Annotated in this window: 19 protein-coding genes and 1 pseudogene; 6 read left to right on the top strand and 14 right to left on the bottom strand. The window is 38.0% G+C overall.

The genetic code is table 11. The features are described 5' to 3' along the window. Nucleotides 1-28 precede the first annotated feature (28 nt). The 10 genes and pseudogenes from groEL to MKJ01_RS15465 form a co-directional block, all read right to left on the bottom strand. Nucleotides 29-238 (bottom strand): annotated as a pseudogene (gene groEL, locus MKJ01_RS15510) (chaperonin GroEL); the annotation flags it as partial. A 15-nt stretch (nucleotides 239-253) separates the two neighbouring features. Continuing rightward, complete coding sequence (locus tag MKJ01_RS15505) at nucleotides 254-565, bottom strand: putative quinol monooxygenase (protein ID WP_241615010.1); 312 nt, start codon at nucleotides 563-565, stop codon at nucleotides 254-256. A 194-nt stretch (nucleotides 566-759) separates the two neighbouring features. Beyond that, nucleotides 760-1167, bottom strand: coding sequence for a hypothetical protein (locus MKJ01_RS15500; protein WP_241615009.1), 408 nt, complete (start codon nucleotides 1165-1167; stop codon nucleotides 760-762). Nucleotides 1168-1264: 97 nt separating this feature from the next. After that, nucleotides 1265-2890, bottom strand: coding sequence for a chaperonin GroEL (gene groL, locus MKJ01_RS15495; RefSeq protein WP_241615008.1), 1626 nt, complete (start codon nucleotides 2888-2890; stop codon nucleotides 1265-1267). Between the two features lie 96 nt (nucleotides 2891-2986). Next, a complete protein-coding gene (gene groES, locus MKJ01_RS15490) occupies nucleotides 2987-3265 on the bottom strand; it encodes a co-chaperone GroES (protein WP_027387975.1) in 279 nt (92 codons plus the stop codon). A 148-nt stretch (nucleotides 3266-3413) separates the two neighbouring features. After that, on the bottom strand, nucleotides 3414-4301 hold the full coding sequence (locus tag MKJ01_RS15485) for a hypothetical protein (protein WP_241615007.1): 888 nt from the start codon (nucleotides 4299-4301) through the stop codon (nucleotides 3414-3416). 100 nt (nucleotides 4302-4401) lie between these two features. Further along, a complete protein-coding gene (locus MKJ01_RS15480; RefSeq protein WP_241615006.1) occupies nucleotides 4402-4620 on the bottom strand; it encodes a hypothetical protein in 219 nt (72 codons plus the stop codon). 118 nt (nucleotides 4621-4738) lie between these two features. Further along, complete coding sequence (locus MKJ01_RS15475) at nucleotides 4739-5242, bottom strand: hypothetical protein (RefSeq protein ID WP_241615005.1); 504 nt, start codon at nucleotides 5240-5242, stop codon at nucleotides 4739-4741. 77 nt (nucleotides 5243-5319) lie between these two features. Then, nucleotides 5320-7707, bottom strand: coding sequence for a M1 family metallopeptidase (locus MKJ01_RS15470; protein ID WP_241615004.1), 2388 nt, complete (start codon nucleotides 7705-7707; stop codon nucleotides 5320-5322). 67 nt (nucleotides 7708-7774) lie between these two features. Next, nucleotides 7775-8353, bottom strand: coding sequence for a HupE/UreJ family protein (locus tag MKJ01_RS15465; RefSeq protein ID WP_241615003.1), 579 nt, complete (start codon nucleotides 8351-8353; stop codon nucleotides 7775-7777). A 66-nt stretch (nucleotides 8354-8419) separates the two neighbouring features. On the opposite strand from MKJ01_RS15465, the gene MKJ01_RS15460 reads away from it, so the two are divergent. Genes MKJ01_RS15460 through MKJ01_RS15450 form a run of 3 tightly spaced genes read left to right on the top strand, consistent with a single transcriptional unit; the run spans nucleotide 8420 to nucleotide 9434 of the window. Beyond that, nucleotides 8420-8659, top strand: coding sequence for a hypothetical protein (locus tag MKJ01_RS15460; RefSeq protein ID WP_241615002.1), 240 nt, complete (start codon nucleotides 8420-8422; stop codon nucleotides 8657-8659). After that, on the top strand, nucleotides 8635-8937 hold the full coding sequence (locus MKJ01_RS15455) for a hypothetical protein (RefSeq protein WP_241615001.1): 303 nt from the start codon (nucleotides 8635-8637) through the stop codon (nucleotides 8935-8937). The genes MKJ01_RS15460 and MKJ01_RS15455 overlap by 25 nt, the downstream gene beginning before the upstream one ends. After that, nucleotides 8934-9434 (top strand): DUF6702 family protein, encoded by a 501-nt coding sequence (locus MKJ01_RS15450; RefSeq protein ID WP_241615000.1) that lies wholly within the window; start codon nucleotides 8934-8936, stop codon nucleotides 9432-9434. The genes MKJ01_RS15455 and MKJ01_RS15450 overlap by 4 nt, the downstream gene beginning before the upstream one ends. A gap of 1 nt (nucleotide 9435) precedes the next feature. On the opposite strand, the gene MKJ01_RS15445 is transcribed toward MKJ01_RS15450, so the two are convergent. The 4 genes from MKJ01_RS15445 to radA are packed head-to-tail and all read right to left on the bottom strand — an operon-like array spanning nucleotide 9436 to nucleotide 12774. Further along, nucleotides 9436-10029 carry an ACP phosphodiesterase gene (locus tag MKJ01_RS15445; RefSeq protein ID WP_241614999.1) on the bottom strand — a complete coding sequence of 198 codons (594 nt, stop codon included), beginning with the start codon at nucleotides 10027-10029 and terminating at the stop codon, nucleotides 9436-9438. Further along, entirely contained in the window at nucleotides 10026-10733 is a 708-nt protein-coding gene (locus MKJ01_RS15440) for a VanW family protein (protein WP_241614998.1), read from the bottom strand. The genes MKJ01_RS15445 and MKJ01_RS15440 overlap by 4 nt, the downstream gene beginning before the upstream one ends. Continuing rightward, complete coding sequence (locus tag MKJ01_RS15435) at nucleotides 10730-11398, bottom strand: class I SAM-dependent methyltransferase (protein ID WP_241614997.1); 669 nt, start codon at nucleotides 11396-11398, stop codon at nucleotides 10730-10732. Before MKJ01_RS15435 ends, MKJ01_RS15440 begins: the two co-directional genes overlap by 4 nt. 26 nt (nucleotides 11399-11424) lie before the next feature. Then, complete coding sequence (radA, locus tag MKJ01_RS15430; protein WP_241614996.1) at nucleotides 11425-12774, bottom strand: DNA repair protein RadA; 1350 nt, start codon at nucleotides 12772-12774, stop codon at nucleotides 11425-11427. A gap of 59 nt (nucleotides 12775-12833) precedes the next feature. On the opposite strand from radA, the gene MKJ01_RS15425 reads away from it, so the two are divergent. The 3 genes from MKJ01_RS15425 to MKJ01_RS15415 all read left to right on the top strand — a co-directional run bounded on the left by MKJ01_RS15425 (nucleotide 12834) and on the right by MKJ01_RS15415 (nucleotide 15677). Further along, entirely contained in the window at nucleotides 12834-13250 is a 417-nt protein-coding gene (locus MKJ01_RS15425) for a hypothetical protein (protein WP_241614995.1), read from the top strand. 62 nt (nucleotides 13251-13312) lie between these two features. After that, entirely contained in the window at nucleotides 13313-13882 is a 570-nt protein-coding gene (locus MKJ01_RS15420) for a YceI family protein (RefSeq protein WP_241614994.1), read from the top strand. 187 nt (nucleotides 13883-14069) lie between these two features. Next, on the top strand, nucleotides 14070-15677 hold the full coding sequence (locus MKJ01_RS15415; protein WP_241614993.1) for a CTP synthase: 1608 nt from the start codon (nucleotides 14070-14072) through the stop codon (nucleotides 15675-15677). The last annotated feature ends 156 nt before the right edge of the window (nucleotides 15678-15833 follow it).

Genomic DNA, 15833 nt, shown 5'->3' with positions numbered 1-15833 from the left:
TATATAAAATTGCCTCGGTCGCTGACCGTTACATCATTCCGGGCATTCCTCCGCCCATTGGCATGGCTGGTTCGTCTTTTTTCACTTCAGTGATCACACATTCGGCGGTTAATAACATTCCGGATACGGAAGCAGCGTTTTCAAGGGCTACTCTGGTTACTTTCGTAGGGTCGATGATTCCTGCTTCAAGCATGTTGAAGTATTCGTCGGTTTTGGCGTTGTATTCAAATTCTTTTCGTTTATTAAAGCTTACTTATATCATCATACCTCCCAAAACTTCCAGTTCCTGTCCTTTCGTTGGTGGTCCATCCAATATCGGCATGGCTTTCATAATAAGTTCCCGGACACCTTCTACTTTCAGAGAATCGTCATGATTGGTTTTACTAGTCCATATTTCTGTAACATAAACAGAATCTTCATCTCCTTTGTCGTAACTCACAACATACAGCTGGCAGCCTTTAGCCATTGATATAAGTTTAGATGCTTGTATTAAGATATCAGCAAGCTCCTTTCGCTGTCCTGGTTTTGCGGTGAGTTTTCCATGAAGTAAATATTTGTTTTCCATAGTTACTATAATCGTTTTTACAAATATATCTATTTAAAGGGATATTTTTAATGAAATGATAAGTGAATAAAAAAAAACCGCCCTATAAATAAAGCGGTTAGTATATTAATGGTCTCAGCGAAACGCTATTTATAAGCTATTTAAAATACGCTTGAAATTGAAAGGTTAGATTATAAATCCGAAACATTTTGATCCTACAATTCGTTGTATTTTTTTATGTACGTATCTAGCTTGGCTTCATTTATAGTTCCTTCTTCATCAAAAACTTTATCTTGAAATAAAAGCTTCAATTCATCTTTAAAGGAGTTGATTATTTTTTTAAAGAAAAATTTGTCCTGCACAGGAAAATAAAATTTCCAGTAATTTCCTTGTCTTTCCGGAGTATTCTGTAAATTAATAAATAAGACTTCCTCATTATCCTTAAGAGTATAGACTTGAAATTTTGATCCCATGTCTGATCTTTTGTAAGTAAGAACATTTTTTTCTCCCAGAATAACGTTATCATTTTTTAGTTTTATCTGTTGTGCATTTATTAGTGTACCCAACATAAGGATTATTACTAATGAAAGACTTTTTTTCAAGTCTAATTTGGAATTTTTCATTGGATCAGTATTAATTTTTAATATCGTCTATTGTATTCTTTATAATTAAAACCGCCCAGAAATCTGGACGGTTTTAATTTATCTGTATCGGTTAAGACTACATCATTCCCGGCATTCCGCCACCCATTGGCATGGCCGGTTCGTCTTTTTTCACTTCAGTGATTACACATTCGGTGGTTAATAACATTCCGGATACGGAAGCAGCGTTTTCAAGGGCTACTCTCGTTACTTTCGTAGGGTCGATGATTCCTGCTTCAAGCATGTTGACGTATTCGTCGGTTTTCGCGTTGTACCCGAAGTCGGCAGTTCCTTCTGCCACTTTGGCTACGATAACGGAACCTTCACCACCTGCATTCGCAACGATTTGTCTCAATGGCTCTTCGATCGCTCTTTTCACGATTTTGATCCCTGTCGTTTCATCAGAGTTGATTCCTGTAAGGTTTTCCAATGCAGTGATCGCTCTTACCAAAGCAACACCACCACCGGCAACGATTCCTTCTTCAACAGCTGCTCTTGTCGCGTGAAGCGCATCATCCACTCTGTCTTTTTTCTCTTTCATTTCCACTTCAGAAGCGGCACCTACGTAAAGAACTGCAACACCACCAGCTAGTTTAGCCAATCTCTCCTGTAATTTTTCTTTATCATAATCAGAAGTAGACGTTTCCATCTGAGCTTTGATCTGAGCTACTCTTCCTTTGATTTTGCTTTCTTCACCACCACCGTTTACGATCGTTGTGTTGTCTTTGTCGATGGTTACTTTTTCAGCAGTTCCCAACATATCCAGGGTAATGTTTTCCATAGTGAAGCCTTGCTCTTCGGAAATAACCGTACCACCTGTTAAGATCGCGATATCTTCCAACATTGCTTTTCTTCTGTCTCCGAATCCAGGAGCTTTTACGGCAGCAATTTTAAGAGACCCTCTTAACTTATTTACCACTAAAGTAGCCAAAGCTTCTCCTTCAACCTCTTCAGAAATAATCAGTAAAGATTTACCGCCTTGAGCGATCGGTTCAAGAACTGGAAGCAATTCTTTCATCGAAGAAATTTTCTTCTCTACCAAAAGAATATACGGGTTTTCAACTTCAGCAACCATTTTCTCAGGATTCGTCACGAAATATGGGGACTGGTATCCTCTGTCGAACTGCATTCCCTCTACAACATCTACTGTTGTATCGATCCCTTTTGCTTCTTCTACGGTGATTACCCCTTCTTTACCTACTTTTCCGAACGCTTCAGCAATCAAAGATCCGATTGTTTCGTCGTTGTTCGCAGAAACGGAAGCAACCTGCTTCACCATTTCCGTAGAATCTCCAACCGTTTTAGACTGAGATTTCAAGTTTTCAACAACGGCAGTTACCGCTTTGTCGATCCCTCTTTTCAAATCCATTGGATTTGCACCGGCAGCCACGTTTTTAAGACCTTCTCTTACGATAGCCTGTGCCAAAACGGTAGCGGTAGTAGTACCGTCTCCTGCGATATCATTGGTTTTGGAAGCGACTTCTTTTACCATCTGCGCTCCCATGTTTTCTACCCGGTCTTCAAGCTCGATTTCTTTAGCTACAGACACACCGTCTTTTGTTACGTGAGGTGCACCGAAAGATTTTTCAATCACTACATTTCTTCCTTTTGGTCCTAACGTTACTTTTACTGCGTTAGCCAATGCATCAACCCCTCTTTTTAAAGCGTCTCTTGACTCGATATCGAATTTTATTTCTTTTGCCATAATATTTTGATTGTATTAATGTACTTTGTACAATGTATTAATGAATTTTTATACCCATGAAGTCATTTTACATGAATACATTTTACTTTTTACGAATTACCCGATGATTCCTAAAAGATCTCCCTCTTTTACAATTAAATAATCTTTTCCGTCTAATTTCAATTCAGAACCTGAATATTTCCCGTAAAGAACTTTGTCACCTACTTTCACAGTGGTAGGCTCATCTTTTTTACCTGGACCTGCTGCCACAACTGTACCTTCCTGTGGTTTTTCTTTTGCAGTGTCCGGAATAATAATACCTGAAGCTGTTTTAGTTTCTGCAGCGATTGGCTCGATCAGAACTCTGTCTGCTAATGGTTTAAAGTTTACTGACATAATATATTTAATTTTTTAATTATTCTGTCTTGTAATTCCCTAAATGCATGCCATCACTGGTCTTTGGCTGAAATGGCAGGATTTTTTTAAGGCGATGTGAAATTTTGGCAGAAAAAAAGTCACTCTGTTTTCAGGGTGACTGTATTTGTTATTTACAGGATTCTTTATAATCGTCAATCAGCTTTTTATAAATATCCGTATATATCCGGGATCTGTATTTCATATTAATTATGGAGGCTTCCGCTCCTCTTTTTCCTTTAAGCAAAGCCTTTCTTTCGGCATCCGATGCTTTCTTTTTTTCTCTGAATGTTTTATTGGAAAAGTAATCGTTCTGTCTTGCCTCATCTACTTTTTTCAGGAATTCCGGGCAGTCGGCTCCTACCATTTCATACGCCGTGTAGAACTTTTTATACAGACTGTTCATGTTAAGTAATGCCAAGGGCGTTAATGAAGGGTAGTCTACCGGTGCTACGGCAAAAGTATCATTCGGTTTGCTTAAATAAACCATGACATACGTCAGTTGACAATTATCTTCGTTTCCATCAGATCCTGCAGAAAAATTATTTCCGAAATCTGCCTTGCACAGCATGCTCCTGTAACCGTAAAGATTAATTGGTCCTTTTTCCATTAAAGGCAGCATCAGAACTTTTCCTTCGGATTCCAGTTCCTGTTTGTTGTTAATCTCTTTTACAAGACGTTTATCCAGTTGGAACTGTTCCTGTGTCTGTTCGTTGGTATAGATCAGACTCTTGATATCTGAAACCGGAATAAGCTGTACCTGGGTATCGCTTTTTGAGGATTTAAATTTTACTTCTTTGCGGTCCAGATTGGCGTATTTCGGACCTCTTCCCATGATGGTAAAAGTAGCAACATCAGGAAGCATAAAATCCTGTGCAAACCCTGTTTTGCTGCTTCCGTCTTCCATTAAAATTTCAATGGGGATAAAATCTCTTTGTCCTGTATAAAATTGTAAAGACTGGGCAAAGAAGTTCTGTGCTGAAATCAGTAATAGAAGAAGTGTGGTAAGTTGTTTCATGGGATTTTACGCTTTTAATTTAATACGTGCAAATCTAAAAAAAGGATTTACTTTTCGAATGTTTTTTAAAGAAATATTAATTGAAAGTTTTTAATGGAAGTTAAGGACAGATGTTTCCGTAGTCTTCAATTAAAGTGACGTAAGGTTTGATATTGTAATCATTGTCTATTTTCTGGAGAACTTCAACTTCCATATCTTTATCCTTGATACTTTTTCGAGCCTCCTTTTTTTTTGCATCTCTTTCTCTGTTTATTTCTTTCATCAGTTTTTTATCCATTAATTGGTCTACGGCAGCATCTAAGTGTGTCTGATATTGCACACAATCAGAAGTTACCATTTCAAAAGCTTTCTTGAATTTACCCTTTGTTTTGCCGGAATTAAATAAGCCGATATTATCATAATCAAGAGGAATATAAGCATATTCATCATCAGCTCTTTTAAGGTAAGGCAGGGAAAAAAGACATATAATAAAATTTTCCCATAAAAACCGAGACCGAAAATCCATAAAGATTTATTTTACCTTCGGATTGTAGCGGAAGTATGACCGTAAGATCCAAATCTTCAACCTGATATTTTGAGTTGATCGTTTTGAGTTTCATCTTATCAAATCTTGTTGTATCGGAACCGTCTTCATCTATAATAATGATTGATTTGATCTCGGTGAGTGAGATTTCCTGGGCATCTTCATCTTTATTATTTTTGAATTTAAATATTTTTGTATCAAAATGATAAACACTTTCGACTCTTTTAAAATCATTTACTATACCGCTTTCTAAAAACTTTGGGATGAGAAAATCTTTTAAATACCCATGCCTGGTTTGTCCGTTTTCCATCAAAAGATCTGCTTTCACGTAAGGCCTTTTTCCGAAGTTAATGTCTAAGCCCTGACAAAATGATTGAGCGAAAAAGAATCCCAGAAGAAGAATAAATAATTTTTTCATTGTTGAGTTAATAGTTAAAAGTTTGGGTGTAAATCTAAAAAAAAGTACTCAGCTTGTGAGTACTTTTATGAATTCTTTTAGTTTTTCTTTCCTGCCGCCTGCATCGGGTTAACTTTTCCGTTAGAAGCGCCTCGTGTAGCCCCGGCTTCTTTTTGCTTAAACAGGTCGAATTTCGAAACCTGGGTATTTCCGCCGTCATTGCTCCAAAAGTTGTTGGAGGTATCAATGTCAGCGGTTTCCCTCATCGGATCCAGCTGAATGGATTTTAATTTCTTATCGAAATAATACGTCTTGGAAACTTTCTGCTCGTTCAGTCTCCAGATCTGGGCTGAAGATTTGTCTTTCAGTTTTGTTCCGTCCTCAAAAGTAAATTCAAGAATAATTGGCATGACCAGTCCGCCTTTGTTGGTGAAATCGATCTGGTATGCAGTAAGGTTTTTGAATTTATCTTTTTCCTTTTGGGTCAGAGGCTCGGTTCCTTCAAATTTGGAAACATATTCTTTGGTATTGTCCACTTTTTCCTGGCCTCTGTCGTATCGGTAATAGAAATCCTGGGCTTCTTTGTCTTTATCTACATAGAAGGTAATAGTCTTATCGGTTCTGTTCCTGATTTTTGAAATATCTTCAAAATCATTCTGTGCAGGTTTGTCTACCTTGTATTTTGTTTCCTTGGCTTCTCTCGGAGGTGTTTCTAAATCCGGAGTGGCAATGGTGACTTTATCGATGGCAATATCCACAGGATCGGTCCCGAAGAACCATCCTCTCCAGAACCAGTCGAGGTCTTCGCCGCTTGCGTCTTCCATTGTTCTGAAGAAATCCGCAGGCTCAGGATGCCTGAAGGCCCATCTTTTCGCATAGGTTTTAAATGCTTTGTCGAAAAGCTCTCTTCCCATGATGGTTTCACGGAGGATATTAAGTCCCGTTGCCGGTTTTGAATAGGCATTCGGACCAAACTGGATAATGTTTTCTGAGTTCGACATAATCGGTTCCAGCTGATCTTTCGGAAGTTTCATGTAATCTACGATCGTCCAAGCCGGGCCTCTTTTGGAAGGGAATTTATTGTCCCATCGTTCTTCCGTAAGATATTCCACAAAAGTATTCAGCCCTTCATCCATCCATGACCACTGTCTTTCGTCAGAATTGATGATCATTGGGAAGAAGTTATGTCCTACCTCGTGGATTACTACGCCGAGCATTCCGTTTTTGATCCCTTCGGAATAGGTTCCGTCTTTTTCCGTTCTTCCGTAGTTGAAGCAGATCATCGGATATTCCATGCCGTTAGCGGCTTCCACCGACTGGGCGACAGGGTAAGGGTACGGAATCGTGAATTCTGAATATGTTTTAATAGTATGCGCTACCGCTTTCGTTGAATATTTACGGTATAAGTTATACGCTTCTTTAGGATAAAAGCTCATCGCCATGACCTTATTGTTATTTTCAGGGATCGTAACACCCATTCCGTCCCATACGAATTTCCTTGAAGACGTCCAGGCAAAGTCTCTTACATCATTGGCCTCGAAATTCCATGTTTTTCTCTGCTTTGAGTGATTCTTTTCTGATTTTTTCGCTTCATCCAACGTTACAATTTCAACAGGCTCCGATGAAGTTTTGGATTTATTATATCGGGCCAGCTGCTCTGCCGTTAGAACCTGGTCATAGTTTTTGCATTCTCCTGTTCCGCCAACCACGTGGTCTGCCGGAACATTCATGGATACTTTAAAGTTTCCGAAAACCAAAGCAAATTCCCCCCTTCCGGTAAACTGGTGGTTCTGCCATCCGTGGAAGTCACTGTAGACACACATTCTCGGATACCATTGCGTCATGGTATAAAGATCGTTTCCGTCTTCAGCGAAGTTTTCGTACCCGCCGCGGCCGCCCATTTTGATCCGGTTCGGGATATTATAGTTCCAGTCGATTTTAAAGACCAGTTTTTCACCTTTCTTTAATACTTTAGGTAAATCAATACGCATCATGGTTTTGTTGACAGTGTATTTCAGCGGTGTTCCGGAAGCATCGGTTACTTTTTCAAGGTTGACCCCGTAACCGTTATCGATAGCAGGAAGTTCCGTCGGACGGAGCTGCTGGTCATTAGACGCTTTCGGAAGGGTAGAGGAAGATGGGAAATCTGCTTTCTTCACCGTCGACTGCTGGTTTTCGTCCAGCTGAAGCCAGATGTAATCCAGGTCGTCGGGAGAATTGTTGTAATACGTAATGGTTTCCGAACCTTTCAGATTTCTTTTGTCTTCATCAAGATATGCCGTAATATTATAGTCAGCTTTGTTCTGCCAGTAGCCATGGCCCGGTGCTCCGGAGGCAGTTCTGTAGATATTAGGAGTAGGAAGAATGGTTTCCAGCTGTTCGAACCGGTTTCCGTGGTTGCTCCCCGGATTGTTCTGGATATTTTGTGCGGTGAAACCTGTATACGCAAATACAGAAAGGGAAAGTATGGCAACTTTTAGTTTCATAACCGAAATTTGTTTAAGGATTTTCAAATATAATGATAAGTAGCTGAAAATTTGGAAATGTTCAGTGTTAAAAAGGAATTCTTTCCAATGTCATTTTTAAAGACAACGCAAAAACTCCCGAAGAAACGAACAATACCCAATCTTTCTGGTTTACTTTAAAGATTTTCAGTAAAATAAATAAGATAATCAGGATCCCGAAAACGATGGCGATCTGTCCCAGTTCCAGCCCGATGTTAAAGCCCAAAAGCGGTAGGGTGAGGCTCTGGCTTTTGGCGATCATTACCCGTGCGGTGTTGGCAAATCCCATTCCGTGGATCAGTCCGAAGATTAAGGCTAAATAATAATTGGCCTTCATCAGCGTCTGCTTTTTATTTTTCATTACAATATTATCAAGAGAAGTCAGAACGATTGTCAGCGGAATCAGGAATTCCACCCACGCTGAGTTGATCCTTACAATATTAAACGTGCTTAACGCCAAGGTAATCGAATGTCCAATGGTAAAAGCGGTGACCAGAATTAAAATCTTCTTGAGATCGTTAAAAGAATAAACGGCGATCAGGGCCAATACAAAAAGCTGATGATCAAGCGCGTCCAGTGAAATGATGTGTTCCCAGCCGAGGTTGAGATAAAATAAAAAATCCTGCATTATTAAATGATTTTTTCGAAATGCGATGATACAAAATTTATTTTAACTTTGTGTAAAATTGAAGTGATGAATCTGACTATAGAAATCGATAAAGAACATTATTCATTTATCAAAGAACTTCTGGAAAGACTGGAAGGCGTAAGGATTGTGAAAAGCGATTACGAAACCATAGAAGGTCTGCCGGCACATGTTTTTGATAAAATCGAAGCGTATGGTGAATCTCTGAAAGATGAAGATATGATTTCCAAAAAAGATTTCTTTAAATTTATCGATGAAGAAATATGCAGGTTGAATTTTCAGAAATAGCCAGACAGACATTAGCAGAAAACATTGAGTTTCTCAGTAAAGTATGGACCAGACGTGAAGTTACTGTTTTTCTTTATGATGTTAAAAGAATTACCGAAGATCTGGAAAACGGAAAATATCTGCAATTTGAAAATTCATCCCGTAAAACTAAAAGTGTTTTAATCGGTAAAAAGCACGTACGGATGTTCTTCAGAAAAGAAAACGACAATCTGATCAAAGTCCTTCTCTTCTTTGATATGCGGCAGGACCCGCAAAAACTCCTAGATTTGTTGTCATGAAAAAACTCCTTTTCTTTTTTCCTGTTTTATTTGTTTTTTTCTCTTTTACCGGAAGCAAGCACCCTTATCATGTAGGATCGGTGGAAATCAATTACAATCAGAAATCAAAGACTTTTGAAATCACTGGACGTTTTTTTCTGGATGATCTGGAAAACGGCCTAAATACCAAATACGGAAAATCCCTGCACTTTAATGATCCGAAATTCAAAGCCCAGCTCAACGAATCCCTGAAAAACTACACTTCCGAATATTTCAAGCTCAAAGCCAATAACAAATTTCTGAACGTAAATTATGTAGGTTACGAGGAAGATCATGAGTCCGTCAACATCTATCTTGAATCGGAAAAGATCGAAGGACCTAAAAAAGTAGAAGCCGCCGTGAGTTTCCTGTATAACTTATTTGATGATCAGATCAATATCGTCCATATTATCGTGAACGGCGAACGGAAAAGTGAAAAGCTGACCTATCCGAACCGGTATCTGTTTCAGCAATTCTGAATCAGTTTTCCAGCTGCAATAGGGCATTGATTCCTTTTGCGTGTTCCAGCAGATCGGGAAAAAAATCATCATAACATTCCTGAAGGAAATTCTTATTTTTTAAAAAGGCTTCATGAACGGGAATATCCGTGTTTAAATATTTAGCTTTGTTGAGCACATTCCGCATGCTGTATCCGATATTTTTTTCGTACCGGTAGTTGTACAGCCAGTCACCTTCTTCCATTTTTTCCAGCATTCTTCTGAAATTTTCAGGTAGGTATTCGTAATTTTTATTCAAAACCTGATAGACTTTTACAGAATGGTTTTTCCAATCTTTTAAGGAATGTAAAGTCAGATCGTTGGCTACAAAATAATCCATCGAAACATCCACAAAAGCTCCTGCATACAATCTTACTAAAGGCGCGAAAACCTTTTTCGCTTCATGAATGGCCGGATGAGCGTCCGTAAACGTATCAATCGCCCGGTGTAGCGTAATTCCGTCCTGAATCTCTTTCGGGAACGAAAACCGGTCCCTGTTCCGGATAAAATCTTCCAGGAACTGGCCGACAATCTGCCCGTCGGTAAATGTGAGAAAGGAATGGGCCAGGTAATTCATAAACGAATATAAAAATTTTTAAACAAAAATTTATTATTGCTGAATGTCTCTACCCAGACTCCTTTTTCAGTTTCAGACCTTCTGAAATCAATGATGTTTAAGTCAAGTTTATTTGGAGAAATAAGATTCAGGGAAAGTCTTTCATCATCTATGGAGCATTTCAACTGAACGGGAAATGAAAACGGATTCTGGATCTGCAGATCTTTATAGCCGTACACAACGGTGCAGTCTGAGCCTAACGGTGTAAAACGTTCATGTTCTTTATAGATGTCCATCGAATGTGAGAACCTTTCAAGAATTCTCAGTCCGGATTGCAGGGCCATAAAATATAAAATCGAGGAAAACTGGCAGATTCCGCCACCGAAATCACTCGAAATACGAGTGTTAATTAAATTTCTTCCCTCTTTAAAATGATTCTTCTTATTGGGCTTTCCTATTAACTCCCAAAAGGAGAAAACTTCATCAGGTCCGATTATTAAATTGTTTATTTTATCTCCAACTATTTTTAAATTATGAACTTTATTTTCATAAAATTCGCCTTTTCTGATCACCTGATTCAGCTCTAATTTATAGTCACCGATATCTTCTGAGATGTAATTCTTTGAATAAACATATTGATTTTTCTTTTTTTCAAAATACCGCTGTAATAATTTGAATTGCAGCTTACAGCGATAAGGGATGAGATTTTTTATTCGCTGTCTCATATTTTTTCTAAAACGGCAATATGATAGGATGCCCAATTTTTAAGAAAAGTTTTACACAGCAAAATATCCAGTGGTAAAAGATATTTTCTCAAACCTCTGGGACACCTGTGAATTGGAAACAACAATATTCCTGTTGTATTTTTTACTGCAAACCGGTTTTTGGTAAGCTTTGAAATTTCTTCAGCTGTAAAACTGTTGTTAGCGTGCCAGTCTTCCTGAGGCGAAATTATTTTACGTCTTCCTCTTGTCGGGTAATCGAAAATTAAAATTCCGTTTGCTTCTAATTTCTGATAACATTCATTTAAAAAAGATCTTGTTTCTTCTATATCCTGATGCATAATAACATGAAAACAAAAAATACAGCCGAATTCATCCTTGAAAGGAATCGCTGAAATTTCCCCTTTTGCTATAATTTTTTCAGGATGTTTTTCTTTAGCAATAGTTAGCATAGCTTCACTGAAATCCGTCCCGTGGGTTGCAAAATTTAACAGTCTCCCTGTGCCACATCCCAAATCCAGAACTCTTGAGTATTTTTTATCCTTAAAGAAATCCGTTAAAAAAGTTCTTTCCTGCCGATCAATATATTGTCCATATGAATTAGCGAACCGATTTTGATCATACGTTTCTGCGAGAGTATTGTAATAATTAAGAATATTTTTTTTCACGATTAATATGGTGTCTTTGTGTTTAATTAAAAAAGTCTTTCGTGAAAATCTTCAATTTTGCTTACTTCTTCAATTTTGATCCCGTATTTTTTCTTTGGCAGTTTATTTAAATTAGAAATAAAAATTTTCTCATAGCCTAATTTTTCAGCTTCGGTAATCCGCTGTTCAGCCTGAGCGATGGGACGGATTTCCCCGCTTAGTCCGATTTCCCCTGCGAAACAATAATGTTCGGAAATCGCCATATCTTCATTGGAGGAAAGAATGGAAGCTACAACAGCCAGATCCAAAGCCGGATCATCGGTTTTTATCCCTCCGGTAATATTTAAGAAAACGTCTTTTGCACCCAGCTGGAAACCGGCTCTTTTTTCAAGAACGGCAAGAAGCATATTTAACCGTTTGGCATCAAAACCTGTCGAGCTTCTCTGCGGAGTTCCGTACACCGCAGTACTTACCAGCGCCTGGATTTCCAATAGCATCGGCCGGTTGCCTTCCAGTGTCACGGCTACCGAATTCCCGGAAAGTTCTTCAAACTTTTTGGTAATGAGAATTTCAGAAGGATTTTTAATTTCTTTTAACCCTTGGGAAACCATTTCGTAAATTCCGATCTCAGAAGTAGATCCGAAACGGTTTTTATTAGCCCTTAACAACCGGAAAAGGTGATTCCTGTCACCGTCGAAATTCAATACGACATCTACCATGTGCTCCAGTACTTTCGGACCGGCGATCTGTCCGTCTTTGGTAATGTGCCCTACCAGGAAAACGGGAACATTATTTTCTTTGGCATATTTAATGATTTCATTGGAGCATTCCCTGATCTGGGAAACCGTTCCGGGCGAGCTTTCAATCAGTTGGGATTGCAAAGTTTGTATGGAATCAATAATAACAAAATCCGGTTCCAGCTTTTTAGCTTCATGGAGAATTTTTTCCAAAGAGGTTTCCGTAAAAAGGAAACAGTTGGGATTTTGAATATCCGTTAATCTGTCGGCTCTCATTTTAATTTGTGATGCACTTTCTTCTCCCGAAACATAGAATATTTTTTTCTTCATTTTAAGAGCCAGCTGAAGAAGTAAAGTGGATTTCCCAATTCCCGGTTCTCCACCGATTAAAGTAACGGAGCCTAAAACAATCCCACCTCCCAAAACTCTGTTCAACTCTTCAGAAGGGGTTTTAATTCTCGGTTCTTCGCTGGTCTCCACTTCAACAATATTGATGACATGCTGTTTGGATTTTGAAAACGGCGGTGTTTTTGAAGAGGGCTTTTCCACCACTTCTTCCACCAAAGTGTTCCACTCTCCACAGTTTTTGCATTGCCCCATCCATTGGGAATACTGGGTTCCGCAATTCTGACAGAAATATGCTGTTCTTAATTTTGCCATATTGCGAAGTTCAAAATTTTTTTTGAATTTTTCTTTCGAATTTTAATTAATTTTCAGGGATGAAAAATATTTTACTGAAAAGTCTGGTGGTTTTTGTAGCAATGAGTCTTTTAAATGCTCAATGTGCAGAATGGACTGTAAAGTTTTTGAAGTTACCTGGTGGGAGTTATGGGATGTTCTCTATATTAATTCTGATTTTTTGTTCAATAATTACGGCAATAGGATGGTTGACAGTACTGATTTTCAAAAAGAGTTATCATTCAATAGTAAGAATTGCAGCTTTATTTGAAGTGATTTATTTGGCTTTTTTTATAATTTCAGGGAATAATCCATTTTTATATTTTTCAGATGCTACTAATGAAAATCTTTTAGAAATTCTTATTTATATAAATTCATTTGTAGTTTTTCTCATTATGTTTTTATTTGATTTAATCTATTCAAAAACAATTTTATCTAAAGTTGAAAAACTACCATAGATCAAGGTTGAGCTATCCTAATCAACATATCTTTGTTTTAAAATTAATTTAAAAAATAGATAATGAAAAAAACAATCTTAACTTTTGTATTTGCTCTTTTAAGTGTTATTGGTTTTGCGCAGACGGTCTGGAAGGCAGATCCTATGCATTCTTCCGTGAACTTTAATGTTAAGCACATGGGCATCAGTTTTGTGCAGGGTAGATTCGATAAATTTGAAGGGAAAGCTGTAACGAAGGCCAATACTCTTGATAATGCTCAACTTTCTTTTGTGGTTTATGCTAATTCCATCAATACAGGTGTTGAAATGAGGGATAAACATCTGAACAGTGCCGATTTCTTTGACAGCGAAAAATTTCAAACAATGACTTTTAAGTCTGGTTCGCTGATAAAGGATAAAAACAATATGTATACTTTAAAAGGAAAGCTTACCATTAAAGATGTGACCAAAGAAATCACTGTTCCTGTAACTTTTGGCGGTATTGCAAAAAACCAGCAAGGGAAAGAGGTAATGGGTTTCCAGGCTGCATTTAAAGTAAACCGTCTGGATTACAATATCAAATATGATCCTACCGGTGCAGGCGTAGCTAAAGATGTTGATGTCAGTTTGTATTTTGAGTTGGTTAAGCAATAGAAGAATTTCCATCTATAATGTAGTTTAGAAAAAGGTTTTCAATATTTTGGAAACCTTTTCTGTTTTTAGCTGTTGAGTTTGAAGAGTTCAGGTCATATATTTAATTAAAACCATTGTTAGAAATTTAAAATTGAAATGAAATTGCTTTGTATTTCTTTTTCCCATAACTTTGCACAAACCTAATCTAATGAGTAAAAAGAATACAAAGTACATCTTTGTGACAGGAGGTGTAACTTCATCTTTGGGGAAAGGAATCGTTTCTGCTTCTCTGGGACTTCTGCTAAAATCACGCGGCTTTAACGTAACAATCCAAAAATTAGATCCTTATATTAATATCGATCCGGGAACACTGAATCCTTATGAACATGGAGAATGTTATGTAACTGAAGATGGTGCGGAAACAGATCTGGATTTAGGTCATTATGAGCGTTATCTTGATGCTCCCACTTCCCAAAACAATAACGTTACTACAGGGAAAATCTATCAGACGGTTATTGAAAAAGAAAGGAAAGGAGATTTCCTTGGGAAAACAGTTCAGGTAATTCCTCATATTACCAATGAAATCAAGCGTAGAATTAAAATTTTATCAAAGCAGAATTACGATATCATCATTACTGAGATCGGTGGAACGGTAGGAGATATTGAATCTTTGCCTTATATCGAAACGGTTCGTCAGCTGAAATGGGAATTAGGGGAAAGCAATTCTATGGTCATTCACCTTACTTTATTGCCTTATCTGGCTTCAAGCGGGGAATTGAAGACAAAACCTTCCCAGCATTCTGTCCGTCAACTGATGGAAAGTGGAATCATGGCTGATGTTTTGGTCTGCAGAACGGAACATAAAATTCCGAAGGACCAACGCGCAAAACTGGCTCAGTTCTGTAATGTTCCTTTGGATAATGTTATTGAATGTAAAGATTTGGAAACGATCTATGAAGTTCCTATGTATCTTCAAAAGCAAAACTTTGACGATGTGGTTTTGAAGGAGCTGGATCTTAAGAGTGATAAAGAAGCTGACCTTAAAGACTGGAAAACATTTCTTAAGAAGTTCCAGAATCCGAAAAGAACAGTAGAAATAGCATTGGTAGGGAAATATATTTCTCTTCAGGATTCTTATATTTCCATTGCTGAAGCTTTTAAGCATGCAGGTGCCGACCTTGAAACTGAAGTGAAGATCAGATGGGTATACAGTGGTGATCTGACCAATGAAAACATCAAAGAAACCCTTGCAGGTGTAAGCGGTATTCTTATCGCTCCCGGCTTTGGTGACAGGGGAATTGAAGGGAAAGTTCTTACCGCCCAATACGCAAGAGAAAATAAAGTGCCGATGTTGGGGATCTGCCTGGGCATGCAGATTATGACTATTGAATTTGCCAGAAATGTTTTAGGATATTCAAAAGCCAACTCTATGGAATTCGATACATCTACGGAGCATCCCGTAATTTCATTAATGGAAGAGCAGAAAAATGTAGTGGATAAAGGAGGGACTATGCGTCTTGGCGCCTGGAAGTGTGCTGTAAAAAACGGTTCCAGACTAAGCGATATTTACGGAAGCAAACATATTTCAGAAAGACATCGTCACAGATATGAATTCAACAGTGATTATATCAGTGAATTTGAAAAGAACGGTTTCCTGGCAACCGGGACCAATCCGGAAACCGGTTTGGTAGAAGCATTGGAGATGCCTGATCATCCGTTCTACGTGGGCGTGCAGTATCACCCGGAATATAAAAGTACGGTAGCGACGCCGCATCCTTTATTCAGGGCTTTCATTAAAGCATGTGAAAAGAAGTAAATAAGGTAATTTAAAAATTACAAACGTCATAAATAAACTCAGGTTGACTTTTATCAGCCTGAGTTTATTATATAGTAATCGATTATACAATAGAGTTTTGATAAAAAAACAGTATTTTTGTCGACTCAAAATGTATGGCTTTTGCAATACAGTTTC

Source organism: Chryseobacterium sp. SSA4.19 (genome assembly GCF_022601875.1).
In the GTDB taxonomy this organism is placed as follows: Bacteria; Bacteroidota; Bacteroidia; order Flavobacteriales; family Weeksellaceae; genus Chryseobacterium.
This window is presented reverse-complemented; position numbering and strand designations above follow the sequence as displayed.

Bases quoted from the DNA above. Each gene is read 5' to 3' on its own strand.
- MKJ01_RS15505 (WP_241615010.1), bottom strand. From the start codon at position 565: ATGGAAAACAAATATTTACTTCATGGAAAACTCACCGCAAAACCAGGA.
- MKJ01_RS15500 (WP_241615009.1), bottom strand. From the start codon at position 1,167: ATGAAAAATTCCAAATTAGACTTGAAAAAAAGTCTTTCATTAGTAATA.
- groL (WP_241615008.1), bottom strand. From the start codon at position 2,890: ATGGCAAAAGAAATAAAATTCGATATCGAGTCAAGAGACGCTTTAAAA.
- groES (WP_027387975.1), bottom strand. From the start codon at position 3,265: ATGTCAGTAAACTTTAAACCATTAGCAGACAGAGTTCTGATCGAGCCA.
- MKJ01_RS15485 (WP_241615007.1), bottom strand. From the start codon at position 4,301: ATGAAACAACTTACCACACTTCTTCTATTACTGATTTCAGCACAGAAC.
- MKJ01_RS15475 (WP_241615005.1), bottom strand. From the start codon at position 5,242: ATGAAAAAATTATTTATTCTTCTTCTGGGATTCTTTTTCGCTCAATCA.
- MKJ01_RS15470 (WP_241615004.1), bottom strand. From the start codon at position 7,707: ATGAAACTAAAAGTTGCCATACTTTCCCTTTCTGTATTTGCGTATACA.
- MKJ01_RS15465 (WP_241615003.1), bottom strand. From the start codon at position 8,353: ATGCAGGATTTTTTATTTTATCTCAACCTCGGCTGGGAACACATCATT.
- MKJ01_RS15460 (WP_241615002.1), top strand. From the start codon at position 8,420: ATGAATCTGACTATAGAAATCGATAAAGAACATTATTCATTTATCAAA.
- MKJ01_RS15455 (WP_241615001.1), top strand. From the start codon at position 8,635: ATGCAGGTTGAATTTTCAGAAATAGCCAGACAGACATTAGCAGAAAAC.
- MKJ01_RS15450 (WP_241615000.1), top strand. From the start codon at position 8,934: ATGAAAAAACTCCTTTTCTTTTTTCCTGTTTTATTTGTTTTTTTCTCT.
- MKJ01_RS15445 (WP_241614999.1), bottom strand. From the start codon at position 10,029: ATGAATTACCTGGCCCATTCCTTTCTCACATTTACCGACGGGCAGATT.
- MKJ01_RS15440 (WP_241614998.1), bottom strand. From the start codon at position 10,733: ATGAGACAGCGAATAAAAAATCTCATCCCTTATCGCTGTAAGCTGCAA.
- radA (WP_241614996.1), bottom strand. From the start codon at position 12,774: ATGGCAAAATTAAGAACAGCATATTTCTGTCAGAATTGCGGAACCCAG.
- MKJ01_RS15425 (WP_241614995.1), top strand. From the start codon at position 12,834: ATGAAAAATATTTTACTGAAAAGTCTGGTGGTTTTTGTAGCAATGAGT.
- MKJ01_RS15420 (WP_241614994.1), top strand. From the start codon at position 13,313: ATGAAAAAAACAATCTTAACTTTTGTATTTGCTCTTTTAAGTGTTATT.
- MKJ01_RS15415 (WP_241614993.1), top strand. From the start codon at position 14,070: ATGAGTAAAAAGAATACAAAGTACATCTTTGTGACAGGAGGTGTAACT.